The following is a 15,488-nucleotide window of genomic DNA, read 5'->3' on the forward strand; positions in this document are numbered from 1 at the left end:
TGGTCTGCCTGCTGTCACGCCCGTGAATTGAAGTCTGGAGAACGATCCGGCTTCAAGCTCCTCGAAGGTTGAATGAATGAGCACCCAAGACGCTGCGACCACGCCCTCCCCTGCTCCGACGCCTGCCCCTAAAGGCGAGAACTGGTTCAATGACGACTGGATGGCCGTCTGGCTGGGCGGATTGATTCTGGTCCTGGCCTTTTTGGGAACGTGGAAAGCGTCTACGTTTAAAAAAGGGCCGGTTGATGCTGAGGGGAAAACTCCCGTCGTCGTTTCCAATAGTCTGAAAAGTTACGTCGGCAAGACGGGAGACTGGAAGTCGAACCCGGTCGATGGGTTTTCCAAGACTGACAAGAAGACACAGAAGGTCACGTCTCTGGCTCCCGGAGTCCTCGGCAGCTGTGCGTTTCTCTTTGTGATCTTCACGCTGGCCGCCATCGTCCGAGGACAGCCGCTGTCGAAATTTGTGCCGGGCTTCGTGGTGATGCTGTTGTTAGCACTGCTGGCGTATCTGCTGTCCGGACAGGAAGTCATCAAGTATTACAACCTCGAGTACGTCCTGTGGGCACTGCTCGTCGGCCTGATCATCAGTAACACAATCGGCACGCCCGCGTGGATCAAGCCCGCAGCCAATGGCGAGTTCTATATTAAGACCGGGCTGGTGCTGCTCGGGGCCGAGGTGCTGTTTGGTGAACTGATCAAACTGGGACCTCGCGGTATTCTGGTCTCGTGGGTCGCGACTCCGATCGTCCTCATCACGACGTTCATCTTCGGCCAGCGTATTCTGCGCATGAAGTCGCCGTCGTTGAACATGGTCATCTCGGCAGACATGTCGGTCTGCGGCGTCTCAGCTGCGATCGCCACCGGGGCTGCGTGTCGCGCGAAGAAGGAAGAACTGACCACCGCGATCAGCCTGTCACTGGCCTTCACGGTCGTCATGATGATCCTGCAGCCACAGTTTATTAAGTGGAGCGGCATGAATGAGAACGTCGGCGCTGCCTGGATAGGCGGGACGATCGACTCGACCGGCGCCGTCGTCGCAGCAGGATCGCTCCTGGGAGACGAGGCAGAAAAGATCGCAGTCACCATCAAGATGATTCAGAACATTCTCATCGGCGTTGTCTCACTGGCCGTCGCGATTTACTGGGTCTCCTACGTCGACCGTGCCCCGGGCGCACCGGCTGTCGGCGTCGGAGAAATCTGGCGACGCTTCCCACGGTTCATCCTCGGCTTCGCGGCGGCATCTCTTCTGTTTTCCATCGTGGCATCGTTTGATGACTTTCACGCTGCGTTGGTTGGTTCGATGATCAAGGATGTCACGAAAGACCTGCGTGGCTGGCTATTCTGCCTGGCGTTCGTCAGCATCGGTTTAGAGACAAACTTCTTTGAACTGGCACCTTACTTTGCCAACTGGAAAACCGTGACGCTGTACGTCGTCGGCCAAGCGTTCAACCTGCTGGTTTCCTTCACGCTGGCGTATATCGCATTTGGGTTGTACCCGATGACCTAGAGTCCTCTCATGTTCCGCTACCTCAAATTCACTCTCGCTTGTGCGATCATCGCTGCGATTTGGCTGGGCGCACTCCCCTGGCTGGCAGATCGTCCTGCGATGCGTTCGCATATTGATTCGATGCAGCAGCAGGGCATTGATCCGAGTGCGATGTATTACACGGAAGTTTATGAGCGATAGTTCCATGCGGCGTGGGTGGTGCGCTGTCTTTGCGACGTATGGACGCGCACGATGCCAGCTGATCGCATTCGTTCCTTGACGCGTCAACTGTCAGCTGATGGAAGATTACTTAAGTAAGCCCGTTCTTCATTGAGTCGGCATACTCCTTGCTTCGACGTCGATCTCCGACCTTTTCCACAGGAGCAATCTGTATGTCGACGATCCATGCCCCCTTCAAATCACGCCGCAGCTTTCTACAAACCATGGCGACCGTCGGTATCGGGACAGCCGCCACGCGACTGACTGCTCAGGAAAAAATCATTCTCGCTCCGCCGGATGAACAGCCGGCTGATCTCACGCTGCCGGAACCGGTCAAACGCAAACTCGGCTGGGCCATCGTTGGGCTCGGTAAACTCGCGATCGAAGAAATCCTGCCTGCCTTCGGAGAATCCAAATACAGCAAACCAACCGCCCTCGTCAGCGGCCATCCCGACAAGGCTGGCAAGATCGCCGACTACTATGGCATCGGTCAGGACCACATCTACAACTACGACAATTACGACAAGCTCGCCAACGACGAGACCGTCGATGTCATCTACATCGTTCTTCCCAACAGCATGCACGCTGAGTTCACGATCCGTGGTCTCAAGGCGGGCAAACATGTTTTCTGCGAGAAGCCGATGGCTGGCACTGTCGAAGAATGCGAGCAGATGATCAAAGTCTCGCAGGAGACTGGCAAGAAACTCGGCATCGCCTATCGACTTCATTACGAGCCGATGAACATGAAGGTCATGCAGCTCTGTAAAGAGAAAGCCTTCGGAGATATCAAACTCTTCTCGTCGAGCAACTGTCAGGATGTGAAGGCTCCGAACATTCGGTTGAGTAAAGAACTCGATGGCGGGCCACTCGGCGACATCGGTATCTACAGCATCAATGCCGCCCGCTACTGCATCGGCCAGGAGCCAACCGAAGTCTTCGCGACTGCCTATCATGGTGATGATCCGCGGTTCGCAGAAGTCCCGCAAAGCGTGGCTTACACGATGAAGTACCCCGGCGATGTTCTCGCCAGCTGTGAGTGCAGCTTTTCAACGACAGAGAGTCGCCGCTTTCGAGTTGTGGGGACGGAAGGGTTCGTCGAGATGGACCCCTCCTTCAGCTACCGCGGGTTGAAGCTGTTTTCCCAGAACGCAGAAAAACAATTGATTCAGCACAGCTTGCCGGAGGTCGATCACTTTGCTTCGGAAATGGATGACTTCTCGCAGTGCGTTTTGCAGAATCGCGAGACAAAAACACCCGGCGAAATGGGCCTGCTGGATGCGAAAATCATTGCGGCGCTACAGAAATCAATTGAATCGGGTCGGGCAGAAACGGTCTGAACGATCAATCAGCTTGAATGTCTGGATGTCTAGGGGAAATGGGTTGATTGCCGTGGTCTCGTCTTGACCATGTGCTATGATCGTCTGCGACCACCCCTCAGGGAGTCGGAATGACAGATTCGATCGACAACAATGATCAAGCGGCAACAGACGAGGAAGTTCCCGAGATGATCAAGGTATGGCCGGGGAAAAACGCTCCGCTCGGTGCGACCTGGGACGGCAGCGGCGTCAACTTCGCCCTCTTCTCTCAAAACGCAACGCGCGTGGAATTATGCCTGTTCGACTCGGTCCGCGATAAGCGAGAGTCGGCCTGCATTCCTCTTGAGCACAAAGAGAATTTCATCTGGCATTGCTACCTGCCAGGAATCAAGCCGGGACAGCTCTACGGTTACCGCGTTTACGGTCCCTATGACCCGAATCACGGGCATCGCTTCAATCCGCATAAGATTCTCCTCGACCCGTACGCCAAAGCCATCGGACGCCGTGTTCGCTGGAACGATGCGATGTACTGTTACCGCATTGGCGACCCCAAGGCCGATCTCTCCTTTGATACCCGAGACAACGCCGCTGACGCACCGCTCGGCGCAGTCGTCGATACCTCCTTCCGCTGGGGCAGCGATAAGCCTCTGCGAACCCCGTGGAACAAGACGCTGATTTACGAGATGCACGTCAAAGGGTTCACGGCTCTCAATAACGAGATTCCCAAAGAGCTGCGTGGGACTTACTCCGGGCTGTGCAGCAAGCAGTCGATTGCGTATCTCAAGAACCTGGGAGTGACGGCGGTCGAACTTCTGCCTGTCCATCACAAAGTCGATGACCGCTTTCTTGTCGACCAGGGCCTGACCAACTACTGGGGTTACAACACGCTGAACTTCTTCAGCCCAGAGTCGACTTATTCAAGCCGCGATGATGACCCGGCTTTCGTCGTCAATGAATTCAAGACGATGGTCAAGAAGATGCACCAGGCGAAGATCGAAGTCATTCTCGATGTCGTCTACAACCACACTGCCGAAGGAAACCACGGCGGCCCGGTTCTCTCGTTCAAAGGGATCGACAACGCGACCTATTACCGTCTTGTGCCGAATTCAGCCCGTTATTACATGGACTTCACCGGCTGCGGCAACACCCTCAACACGCAACAACCACAAGTCCTCAAGCTGATCATGGACAGCCTGCGCTATTGGGTGCAGGAGTATCACATTGATGGCTTCCGCTTCGATCTTTGCTCGGCGCTCATCCGCGAGAACACCAACGTCGACCTCTGGGGCGGCTTCCTCGATATCATTCACCAGGACCCTGTTCTGTCGCAAACCAAGCTCATCGCTGAGCCATGGGACCTGGGAGAAGGGGGCTATCAAGTCGGTAACTATCCGAGTGGCTGGTCGGAATGGAACGGACGATATCGAGACTGCATCCGTCGTTACTGGCGAGGCGATCAGGGCTCGATGTCCGAATTTGCAACCCGCATCACCGGGTCGAGCGATCTCTATCAACACAATGGACGAACGCCGAACGCGAGCGTCAATTTTGTCACCAGTCACGATGGCTTCTCGCTCAATGATCTGGTCAGCTATAACGAGAAACACAATCTCGCCAACGGCGAAGGCAACCGCGACGGCGATAACCACAACCTCAGTTGGAATTGCGGCGTCGAAGGTGTCACCGATGATCCGAAGATCCTCGCGCTGCGTGAGCGTCAGCTTCGGAACTTCATGACAACGCTGATCCTGTCTCAGGGCGTTCCCATGATTCGCATGGGGGATGAATTCGCAGAGACTCAGCTTGGCAACAACAACGCCTACTGCCAGGACAACGAGATCGGCTGGCTTAACTGGAACTTGACCGATGCTCAGGAAAAGTTCCTGAATTACACGCGTAAGATCGTGCAGCTGTGGCAGAAGAATCCCGTCTTCCAGCGCTGCAAGTTCTTCCGCGGCGAACCAGTCGGCAACCTCAAAGAATCCGACATTACCTGGCTCAGCGATCAGGGCGAAGAACTCATCGGCGATGAATGGAATAAGCCTTACGCCCATGCTTTCGGGATGCGAATCGAAGGACGTCTGATCGAGGAACTCGACAAAGAAGGCAAGCCTCTCATCGGCGATACGTTCCTCATCTACTTCAACGCGGCCGAGACCCCGGTCACGTTCAAGATGCCCTGGCATGAACAGAATGATTATTGGAAGCCCTTGATGGACAGCTTCCGTGAGAACACTGATGGCAAGCTGTTGCGTCAGAATCAGAACTTCGAGATGCCCGCTTACTCGACGGCGATCTTCCGCCTGAAGACCGTGCGTTCCAAGATGGCAGCGAATCTCTACAACTGGCTCTCCCCTTCCAAACAAGAAGCCCGCTTCCGCACCGAAGCCCCGAAGGGAACACCGCCCGCCGAGGACGTCGTCGTCACCACGGGCGAGCAGCCACCTGCTCCCACTCCGCCCGAAGCGGCCAAGCCACCAGCCAAAGCACCAGAGCCGGTCGAAGTCCCGGTTCACCTTGGCCCACACGCCCAGACAACCAGCGAACGAATCTACGAAGAACAACCCATCACCCGTGGCGACAAGTCCCACCCTGAGGGCGTGCCGCTGGATCATGACGTGGTTGATGAGCAGAAACGATCCGCGCTCGATCTTAAGAATGGGAATGGCTCGCGTAATGACGATGCCAGCAAGACCGTGACAGAAGCGAGTGAAACGAGTTAGTCAATGAATGACATACGTATTGTCGATCAGGATTCTCCCAAGAGTTCTATCGTCACGCTTATTTACCTGATCACCATGTCGATCATTGTTGGTGCGGCAGGAATTCTCTCAATCATTCCAGCGATGTTCTCCGTGATGATGCTGGATGCCCCTGATGCGGCCAAACAACCCGCGACAGTCGCACTTGCCGCGAGTGTCGGCTTCTATCCGATCATCAGTTTTGCCGCTCTCGCCTCATCATGGAAAGCCTATTCCAATGACAGGCGTGGTTTGGCGAGTGCTTTGATTCTGTTGCCATGTATCAACCTGATAGTCGGCGGGCTGGCCTACCTCTATAACGATACGTTTCGAAATGGCCAGCTCAATTGAATTTCGCTTTTTACTTCTCCTGCTTCTGCAATTGTCGAATGTGAGCATAATTCAGAACGCCCACGAAGATGATGCCACCGAGCAGGTTGCCGAGGACTGAGATTGCGATGAAGCGGCCCGTCTGGAAGAGCGTGAACTCGTTCCCCATGAACAACGCCGCCATCATCTCGGCTGTGCCTGCAATTGAGTGATGGAAGCCCGCCAGCCCGATGATGAAGGTGACGATGTAAATGCCCATCATCTGCGCCAGCGTCGATGTACTCGCCATCACCAGCCAGCCACCTTGCGCCATCAGCCAGCCGGCGAGGATCGCGCTGATCAGCAGCTGCTCTGACGTCGGATCGACGAGGTGATGCCCGAGTAACAGAAAGCCTTCTTTCGCCTTGATGACAGGCAGCGCGATTGTCAGTAAGAAGGCACTGACGGTCGCACCGACCAGGTTACCACTCAGAACAATTCCCCAGAGCTTAAACAGCTTCGACAGCTTGGCCCGACCATCCAGGACAGGGTACAGCGCGGTCGCGGTGTGTTCGGTAAACAGCTTGGCTCCACTCATGATGCAGATGATGAAGCCGAGCGGGTAGACGAGCGCGACCAGGAACTTCGAGACCAGAGGATTCTCCATCGGCATCGCCACCGCATACGCGATCGCCACCGCCATTGCCGAGAACGCGACATTCAAACCAGCCGCCAATGACGAAAGCAATAGCGACACCTGATTGCGTTTGAACTGTTCGAGACCTTCGTGGATAGCAATTTCGAGGGTATCGCCAGGGTGTCGCAGCGTCAGGTCATTGCGTTTGAGGATGACGCTGGTGTAGCGGACTTCTTCCTGCGTGCGATCCTGATCGCGTTTTGTGTTCACGTTTTTTGACGTCAACACATCCCCGGTTGCAGAGACGAGAACATGCGACTTATGCCCTTCCTGCGGGGACGACATCGGATTTCCAGGAGAAGGCTGACTGGGCGAGTTGGACATAGACCTGCTGCATTAGAGTGAAAATTTCATATGACCTTGTGCATCATCGGCGCGATAGTAAGCGACAACAAGGCCGATCGTCCAGATTTTTGATACGCTGTGCATCGGAAACACGCGAATAAGGAAATGCGAACATGAGTGATAAACTGATCATCGGCTGCGGCTACCTGGGACGACGCGTCGCGAAGCAGTGGCTACAACAGGGCCATCAGGTTCATGTCCTGACCCGCTCGGAAACCAGACGCGATGAATTCGCCGCCATGGGTCTGTTCCCGCTTGTGGGAGACGTCACATCACTCGGCGATAATTTCGAATTCCCAGCGGTCGAGACTTGCCTGTACGCCGTCGGCTATGACCGCAGCGCGGGCATCGATAAGCGGATCGTTTCTGTCGACGGCTTGAAGCGGGTACTCGAAAAGCTACAAGGCAAAGTCCAGCGACTGATCTTCATTTCATCCTCCAGCGTTTACGGCCAGGAAGATGGCTCGCTCGTCGATGAAGAAAGCGAAACAACTCCGGCCACCGAAGGCGGCCAGATAACCCTTGAAGCAGAAGAGGTCACCAAGCAGCTGAACCCCGCCAACGGCAACTGGACCATCCTGCGACTCTCTGGCATCTACGGCCCGGGGCGACTGTTGATGAAAGCCGACCACCTCAAAGCAGGCCAGCCACTGGGCGGCGAACCGGACGCCTGGTTGAACATCATCCACGTCGACGACGCAGCAGACGTCGTGCTCACCGCCGAACAACACGCCAATCCCGGCAGCCTCTATCTGATCACCGATGACGAGCCCGTTCCCCGTTCCGAGTACTACGGTGAACTCTCCCGCATGATCGCTGCCCCGCCTCCCACATTCGACACCACCGGCCCAGCCGGCCGCACCCGCGGCCTCAACAAGCGTCTGTCGAACGCGAAGATGAAGCGGGAGTTGGGGGTAACGCTGAGGTATCCGACGTTTCGTGAGGGGCTGTTTCAGATGGTGGCAGGAGATGGCTGATCGGGTCAATCGGCTCCGTCTCAATGGGACGTGCGTTGACGCGATCGAAAACAAGACCGATCATTCCTCCGACGAAGCAAATCAGGAATGGTCCATACACATCGGGATCCATGAGGACGTTCGGCGAGTATCCATATGATCCAGATGGTGTCATGAAGAAAGTCGCGAATAAGAAAAAACTCACATAGAGTGAAATTAACATTCCCATCACGACGTAATAACGTCGTCGAAACGCGAAGAGAAGATAAGCCATCGAAAACGGAATGAAGAGAGTTCCATTCTGATAGGTCATCCAGCAGGCGATGAGACCAAACAAGAAGAGTTTTATGGCATCAAGCAAACGCTTTGACGTACGAATAGCCATAACTTGTTCTCCTCGACATCAGATACGATGTGGTGAGAGCAAGTCGATGGACAGATCCAGGAAGAATCAGCGATTTTCTAACACGTTGGCAGCGACCGGATGCGCATCGAATTTCGGATGCACATCTGGAAACAGCGTGTGGGCGAGGATCTCCAATGAATCGACTAGGCGCGGCCCTGGTCGACTGAAATACGCAGAACCATCAAGAGCATAGATGCGCCCGTTTCGATAACACGGCAGATCGCGGAAACCATGGATCGCTTCGAGCAGGGGAAAATCATGCAGCGTCTGCTCGACACTGTACCCGCAGAGCGCGAGGATTAGAACGTCCGGCTGAGCGGCGATCAAGTCGTCCGGAGTGATCGTCGTTGACGGGGCATGCTCGCGTCCGAGGGAATCAAATCCACCCGCATACCGAATCAACTCCGGCGACCAGTGACCGCAGCAAAAGAGCGGATCGATCCATTCGAGAAGCGTCACGCGAGCAGGCTTGGCGATGGACGCGGAACGCTGTCGAACAGCGTCTACCCTCGCCCTCAGTTCTGCCACTTTCTTGTTCGCAACTCCTTCAAGTCCAGTGGCTTTGCCAATCGCGAGAATGCAATCAAAGACTTCGCTCAACGTCGATGGTTCCAGGTTCACGACCTGTGGCTTGGAAGAGAGCGAACAAGCCGCAGCGTTGACTTCTTCCTCAGAGACCGCACAGACATCACACAGGGCTTGCGTGACGAGTAAATCTGGCTGCAGCGTTTCCAGCAAATCAAGGTCGAGCGAGTAGAGGGCTTTCGTCGTTTCCAGACGCTCACGGACCAGCGTATCAATCTCGCGACTGGTCGCATGATGCGGAATGACGGTCTGCGTGACCGTAGGACGAGAGATGATCGACGACGGATAATCACACTCATGCGTGATCCCGACGATACGATCTTCCAGCCCCAGCAGGCAGAGAATCTCCGTCGCGCTGGGCAGCAGCGAGACAATGCGTTGAGCAGTCATCGGAAACCGTCTTCTTAAACGCCGTGTTGCTCAGTCGTCGGCTGCGTGCCTTCAACCAAGGCCCATCCGCCATAAAGCATCGAGGCGAACGTCAGATCCGAGAGCAGCGAATTCCGGTAGAATGGGATCGCGTCATAATAACAGCGAACCAGTTCTCCCCAGGTGTGAACACGGAAGAACAGGAAGTCCGCAAAGTTTGTGACCAGAAAAAAGACCGTCGATCCCGCCAGGCAAGCCAGACCGATCGACACCCAGCTGCGTTTCATCTTGGCGATCCAGACGCCCAGCGGTCCGTAAAACGCAAAACAGCACCACACGGTCATCATGACGCCGAGCACTGCAGGGTTCGTCAAGCTATGGGCGGTATGGTAACGAATGGCGTTCAGATAGATGTCGCCCATCATCATCGCAATCACCGGGACCGCGATCGCGTAACGTCGATCCAGCAACAACGAGCCGGCCATCAGGCACAAGCCACCGACGGCGGAAAAGTTCCAGGGTAATTCAACGAGATTGGAAACCGGAATCAGCTTCGCGACGATCAAAGCCCCGACCATCACAGCAGCGATCAGCAGTTGAGAAAATTTCGAATTTTGGGCGGAAGCAGCAGATGACATAGCAGAACAAATCCTGAGACAGAGACTTACTTATTCAAGATCAGCTTATCGTTTTTTGTGGCCCGGAGGCGATAGATTTGCCCTTTAAATTCAATGAGAATCTCCTGTTTTCCCTGAGCTAACTGGTCAAAACTGAGAAACCGACAGGCTCCATGCTGCAACTGAGCCAACACGTCGGCAGCGAGGACGGGGGGAGAATTGTGTGTGTCACTCATGACGTAAAGTCTAATCTAGTAACAAGAAAGGATCTTTTGCGAAGTGTTCGCATTAGAAAGTTTGAGTTTGACTTGCAGTTCGATCGTGTCGCGATATCATAGTGAGACTGAATCTCAATATCAATGGAACTGCACGCCGACTTCCTATTGAGCTTCACCTGACGCAGCCAGCGCCAACGCAAGCCACGTCTCCAAATCAATGATTCGGGCACACCTGTGCCACTGGAGACCTGCATGGCTGACATCTTCACCGCTCTCAAGCCCCACTTCTATCTGGGGCAACATGACGTCTGCTTAAACCTCGCCTTCGCGCATCTCAAAAGCTTCCCTGATGATGTTCGTGTCTGGGAATTTGTTGGTGTGATCTATTCTGAACAAGGCCAGTGGCTGAAAGCCGCCCGCGCCTTCGAGGAAGCGAGCCTGATCGCCCCGATCAGCGATTACTCCCGCGTCTGCTTGGCAGATGTCTATGGCGAACTCGGACGTCACGAACTGACCCGCTCTCTGCTCAACCGTGTCGCCTCCCGGGAAGACATCGACTGGCGCATCCTGCGACGCGTTGCCTCGGGCCTCGATAAATACGGCTTCTCACGCGATGCCCTGCAACAGGCCAGACGCATCATCGAGCGTCTTCCTGATGAAGGACAGGCTTACTACGACGCCGCCTATTACGCGATCCGCAGTGGCGAACTCTTCTGCACGGCGGTTGGACTGGCTCGCAAGGCCGTCACTCTCTCGCCAAACAACATCCTCTTCCGCGTCGGCCTGGCGACGATCCTGTTCAGCCACGGCCAGCCGAAGGATGCTTACGAACCTGTTAGACGCTTCGAGCAGGCCGATTACGAAATCATCGAATGCACCTGTTGCCTCGAACGACTCAAATCGATCATGGAAGCTGCTGGCGATCTCAGACAGGTCCAGACAATCACCCGGCGTCTGCAGGGACTGACTTCGACAGGAGGACACTCTCATGCCTGAGTCTCAAATCCTTCTGATTCATCTGGTGATCTTTTCCCTGATGGCAGTCATGGCTTTGATGATGCTGATCGCCTCGTCGCTGCATCGCTACCTGCAGACACGCTTGCCTGCCGGTCGTGCATTGAGAGATGCCCAACCGACACCCGTTTTCTCTCAGATCGCGATCAGCGATGAGGGGTTCATGCCGGGTCGAACCGAGTTTCTCAGACAGCGATCACGAGATTTCCTGGAACTCGTCAACATGTAAACAAACGCGTTGAAATCGGAGACATCAGGAACTCCTTGGTGTGTCCGGCCGGTCCTTGACTTATGGGCAGCCTTGGGCCGCCGGACGCATCTTTCTTTCACCGAAACCTGCGAGCACTTTTCGCAATTCGCAACGAAGTCGATTACTCTGAATCGCGATCGAGAGTGAGTCGTCTTCGTTGATCAATCCATCCTCCTGGCGGTCAATGTGATCGACGGGAATTCCACGAATCGACAATCAAGTAAGGATCTCTCCCTATGATTCAAACCACGAGACTGGTTCACAACTCGAAGCAATGGCTGGCCGTTCTGCTGGCAGCTGTGGTCATGCTGCAGATTCCGCAACTGGCGCACGCTCACTTTCCCTGGCTGCTCGTCGAGAAGTCTGGCGAGAAAACCGTTCTCTCCTGCGTCTTCGCAGAAGAGCCAGCTCCAGAAGACGACGAGAAGCTGCTCAAGTATCTGGAAGGCGCTAAGGTCTATAAACTCGTCCGCAAAGCCGATCCCGCTGCCCTGGCACTTGCAGCCAACGGGACGAAGATGTCTGTTGATCTCGATGACAAAGATGCAGAAGGTGTCTTCGTTCTGGCCAAAGACCTGGGAGTCATGGCCCGCGGTGGTGCAGCTTACAAAGTTCGTTACTACAGCAAAGCCGGTCCTGCCCTATCGAACCGAGCCTGGGGACTGGAAAGCGGCGAGATCGTCGTCCTTGACGTCCAACCCAAAATCGATAACGGCACGCTGAACGTCACTGTCAAAGCCAATGGCAAGACCGTCACCGGCGCTGAAGTGGTAGCCTATCAGCCCGATGCACTCGATGCAGTCAAAACCAACGATGCGGGCGTCGCGGAAATCAAACTGAACGATCAGCCTCTCAAGGCTCTTCGCGTCAAGTATGTCGAAGCAGGCGAAGGCGAACTCGACGGCAAGAAGTACACCGAAACCCGTCACTACACGACCGTCACCTTCCCGGAATTGACCTACAAGCCAATCGTCAGCGAGAAGTCTTACCCAGCGATTCCAGAAGAGATCACCAGCTTCGGCGCTGCGGTCGCGGGCAATGCAGTCTACTACTACGGCGGTCACACAGGCGGTGCTCACGAGTACTCTGACGAAGGTCAATGCAAGACCCTGTACCGCTTGAAACTCGAACCAGGCAGCAAGTGGGAAGCCGTCGCAGAAGGCCCACGTCTGCAAGGTCTCGCCATGGTCGCCCACGATGGCAAGATCATTCGCCTGGGTGGCTTCACAGCTAAAAATAAAGAAGGGGAAGAGCATAGCCTCTGGTCTCAAGCCGACGTCGCCAGCTTTGATCCAGCCACTGGCAAATGGGCCGACCTGGCTCCCATGCCGGAGCCACGCTCTTCTTTCGACGCAGCTGTTGTTGATGGCAAAGTCTATGTCGTGGGCGGATGGTCCATGCAAGGCGAAGCCGAGAGCCAATGGCATGACACGGTCTGGTCTTTGGACCTCGCCCAGGCTAACGCGAAATGGGAAGCCGTCCCCAACTTGCCGACTCCACGTCGCGCCCTCTCGATTGCTGCCTACAACGGCAAGCTCTACGTCATCGGCGGGATGACACCATCCAATGGCGTGACCACGAAGGTCGAAATCTATGACCCAGCGACCAAGAGCTGGTCAAACGGCCCCGACCTCATCGGCGGCGGCATGACGGGCTTTGGTTCGTCTTCGTTCGCTCAAGGCAACCGACTTTACGTCAGCACCTACGATGGCACGCTCGAGTCGATCGGCACCGGCGAAGACAAGTGGACGATGGAAGGCAACCTCGAAAACGCCCGCTTCTTCCACCGCATGGTCCCCGTTGGCAGCAACCAACTGCTGCTCCTGGGCGGCTCGAACATGTCGGTCGGCAAATTCGGCGAAGTCGAAGTGATCACGGTTGCTCCAGAAGCAAAAACCGCTGCTCGGTAATGGAACGTGAGTCTGAAATCAGGGTAGCCCGGGTTGCCCCCAACCCGGGCGTGACGCTTCGGCACGACAGAAACACGACAAGCGACGTCCAATGCGCAGCTGGCCGTGTTTTCTTTCGGCTTCGCCGTCCGGGTTGGGACAACCCGGACTACCCAAACTATACCCAGCCATCCGAACCCTATTCCGCAGCCACCGTCTTGATCCAGGCATCGACGTTGGCTTCGAGCACGTCGAGGGTCACTGCTCCCGAGCGAAGAACGACATCGTGAAACTCGCGCAGATCGAACGTCTCGCCGAGGGCTGCTTCTGCTCGTTGGCGAAGTTCTTGGATTTTGAGTTCGCCGATCTTGTAGGCCAGGGCCTGTCCGGGCCAGGCGATGTAGCGATCAACTTCGTTGGTGATATCGAGCAGCGTTTTGGCGGTGTTCTGAGCCATGAAATCGATGGCTTGCTGGCGAGTCCAACCGTAATGGTGGATGCCGGTATCGACGACGAGCCTGCAGGCACGCCACATTTCGTACGTCAGCTGGCCGAACTTGGAATAGGGATCCTGATAGAGTCCCAACTCGTCGCCCAGAGATTCACTGTAGAGTCCCCAGCCTTCGATGTAGGCGGTGTAACCGCTGTAGCGGCGAAAGGCGGGGAGTTCATCCAGCTCCATCGCGAGGGCGATCTGCAGGTGGTGTCCGGGAACCGATTCGTGTAGCGAGAGGGCTTCGATCTCATAGATGGGACGTGACTTGAGGTCATAAGTATTGATGAAGTACGTCCCGGCTCGCATCGCTGCCAGAGAGGGTTCGCGGTAGTAGGCTGCTGTGGTATCGGGGGCGATGTTGGCGGGGATGCGCTCGACGCCATACGGCATGCGCGGCAGTCGTTTGAAGAGCTTGACCAGCATCGGGTCGATCTTTTTGCAGACACTCTCGACGGCCATCACGTATTCGTTCTCGGTCGTGTAGTAGAACTTCGGGTTGGTGCGCAGGAAGGTCAGGAACTCCTGGAAGGTCCCCTCGAACTTCACGTCGGAGATGATCTTTTCCATCTCGGTCCGGATGCGTCGGACTTCAGACATACCGATCTCGTGGATCTGCTCAGCGGTTAAACTGGTCGTCGTGAACAGTCGACAGCGGTGCGCATAAAACGGTTTGCCATTCTCCATCTGCCATACGCCGGGGGCTTCAAAGCAGGCGGGCAGATACTCTTTCTCGAAGAACGTCAGCAGCGTCGCGTACGAAGGAACGACGTGTTCTGCAATCGCCTTCTTCCCGGCTGCCTGCAGACGAGCCTTGTCCTCCTCACTGATTGATTTGGGCATCTCGGTGAACGGCTTGTAAAACTGACTGATCTCCGGCTTCTCGACGATCTGGCGTCGAATCTGGCCGACAACCGGACGCATGACGACCTGGCTTTGCACGATCTTGCGCGCCATGCCGGCTTTCATCAAATCAATCGTCTGATTCATGTACGTGTCAAAGGTCGACAGCCGGGTGATGAGATCTTCGTAATCCTTGACCTTCTCAAATGCCATCGCGTTGACGGTTTCGTACTCGATCTGGATTCCCTCGCGGTTGGTCAGCGGGACGAGATACCAGGAGAAGTCGTAGGCTTCGATGGCCATCGAGATTTCATTGGCAAACAGCTGGAAGTTGACCTGATCCGCCGGCGAAAGCTTGCCCAGATCGAACGTCGCGAGTTCTTTCTTCAGGTCCAGCTGTTGCTGATAACGCTTCTTGATTCCCTCAAGTGTGAGATCAGGCCAGATGTCGTTATAGCGTTTGTCGCCCAGGAACGACGCATACGTCGGCTCCTGCGAAAGCTTGTACTCCCACTCGCGATCAAACAGGGCATGCAGCTTCTCCCCTTCGTCCAGGGGCGCAGAAACATTCTGTGCCACAGCCAGAACAGGAGCCATGAAGAGCACAAACAAAACCGCCGATAGGCGTAAGCAAGAAACCATCTCGAATCCCAACTGAGTAAAACATCCAGAGCGCTCGTGATGGTCTCAGTGTAATCGAAATGTTCGAGCGAAGGCAGCGACACACGGGTA

At 55.5% G+C, this 15,488-nt stretch carries 14 protein-coding genes; 9 read left to right on the plus strand and 5 right to left on the minus strand.

Annotation, left to right across the window (positions count from 1 at the left end; all coding sequences use genetic code 11):
* Window positions 1-76 precede the first annotated feature (76 nt).
* The 5 genes from SH248x_RS15350 to SH248x_RS15370 all read left to right on the plus strand — a co-directional run bounded on the left by SH248x_RS15350 (window position 77) and on the right by SH248x_RS15370 (window position 6,116).
* A complete protein-coding gene (locus SH248x_RS15350; RefSeq protein ID WP_459555175.1) occupies window positions 77-1,510 on the plus strand; it encodes a YeiH family protein in 1,434 nt (477 codons plus the stop codon).
* A 9-nt stretch (window positions 1,511-1,519) separates the two neighbouring features.
* A complete protein-coding gene (locus SH248x_RS15355) occupies window positions 1,520-1,690 on the plus strand; it encodes a hypothetical protein (RefSeq protein WP_459555176.1) in 171 nt (56 codons plus the stop codon).
* Between the two features lie 191 nt (window positions 1,691-1,881).
* On the plus strand, window positions 1,882-3,045 hold the full coding sequence (locus SH248x_RS15360; RefSeq protein WP_459555177.1) for a Gfo/Idh/MocA family protein: 1,164 nt from the start codon (window positions 1,882-1,884) through the stop codon (window positions 3,043-3,045).
* 110 nt (window positions 3,046-3,155) lie between these two features.
* The gene (gene glgX / locus SH248x_RS15365; protein WP_459555178.1) at window positions 3,156-5,747 is read left to right on the plus strand and encodes a glycogen debranching protein; all 2,592 of its coding nucleotides are present in this window, start codon (window positions 3,156-3,158) and stop codon (window positions 5,745-5,747) included.
* Between the two features lie 3 nt (window positions 5,748-5,750).
* Window positions 5,751-6,116: a hypothetical protein gene (locus SH248x_RS15370; protein WP_459555179.1), complete on the plus strand. Its 366-nt coding sequence runs from the start codon at window positions 5,751-5,753 to the stop codon at window positions 6,114-6,116.
* A 10-nt stretch (window positions 6,117-6,126) separates the two neighbouring features.
* On the opposite strand, the gene SH248x_RS15375 is transcribed toward SH248x_RS15370, so the two are convergent.
* Window positions 6,127-7,056, minus strand: coding sequence for a formate/nitrite transporter family protein (locus tag SH248x_RS15375; RefSeq protein ID WP_459555180.1), 930 nt, complete (start codon window positions 7,054-7,056; stop codon window positions 6,127-6,129).
* 173 nt (window positions 7,057-7,229) lie between these two features.
* Between SH248x_RS15375 and SH248x_RS15380 the strand changes: the two genes are divergently transcribed.
* A complete protein-coding gene (locus SH248x_RS15380) occupies window positions 7,230-8,093 on the plus strand; it encodes an SDR family oxidoreductase (RefSeq protein WP_459555181.1) in 864 nt (287 codons plus the stop codon).
* 430 nt (window positions 8,094-8,523) lie between these two features.
* Here the strand turns inward: SH248x_RS15380 and SH248x_RS15385 are convergent, their stop codons facing one another.
* From SH248x_RS15385 to hemP, 3 genes are read right to left on the minus strand one after another with little or no spacing between them, the layout of a single operon-like run.
* The gene (locus SH248x_RS15385) at window positions 8,524-9,453 is read right to left on the minus strand and encodes a cobalamin-binding protein (protein WP_459555182.1); all 930 of its coding nucleotides are present in this window, start codon (window positions 9,451-9,453) and stop codon (window positions 8,524-8,526) included.
* A 14-nt stretch (window positions 9,454-9,467) separates the two neighbouring features.
* Complete coding sequence (locus SH248x_RS15390; protein ID WP_459555183.1) at window positions 9,468-10,070, minus strand: DUF6580 family putative transport protein; 603 nt, start codon at window positions 10,068-10,070, stop codon at window positions 9,468-9,470.
* Window positions 10,071-10,096: 26 nt separating this feature from the next.
* Window positions 10,097-10,285, minus strand: coding sequence for a hemin uptake protein HemP (gene hemP, locus SH248x_RS15395; protein ID WP_459555184.1), 189 nt, complete (start codon window positions 10,283-10,285; stop codon window positions 10,097-10,099).
* Window positions 10,286-10,519: 234 nt separating this feature from the next.
* On the opposite strand from hemP, the gene SH248x_RS15400 reads away from it, so the two are divergent.
* From SH248x_RS15400 to SH248x_RS15410, 3 genes are all read left to right on the plus strand, one after another.
* A complete protein-coding gene (locus tag SH248x_RS15400) occupies window positions 10,520-11,263 on the plus strand; it encodes a tetratricopeptide repeat protein (protein WP_459555185.1) in 744 nt (247 codons plus the stop codon).
* Window positions 11,256-11,510 carry a hypothetical protein gene (locus SH248x_RS15405; protein WP_459555186.1) on the plus strand — a complete coding sequence of 85 codons (255 nt, stop codon included), beginning with the start codon at window positions 11,256-11,258 and terminating at the stop codon, window positions 11,508-11,510. Before SH248x_RS15400 ends, SH248x_RS15405 begins: the two co-directional genes overlap by 8 nt.
* A gap of 257 nt (window positions 11,511-11,767) precedes the next feature.
* Complete coding sequence (locus SH248x_RS15410) at window positions 11,768-13,441, plus strand: Kelch repeat-containing protein (RefSeq protein WP_459555187.1); 1,674 nt, start codon at window positions 11,768-11,770, stop codon at window positions 13,439-13,441.
* Between the two features lie 178 nt (window positions 13,442-13,619).
* Here SH248x_RS15410 and SH248x_RS15415 read toward each other — a convergent pair whose 3' ends face one another.
* Entirely contained in the window at window positions 13,620-15,398 is a 1,779-nt protein-coding gene (locus SH248x_RS15415) for a DUF885 domain-containing protein (protein WP_459555188.1), read from the minus strand.
* Between the last annotated feature and the right edge of the window lie 90 nt (window positions 15,399-15,488).

It is taken from the genome of Lacunimicrobium album (assembly GCF_052161635.1).
Taxonomy (GTDB): Bacteria; Planctomycetota; Planctomycetia; order Planctomycetales; family Planctomycetaceae; genus SXPC01.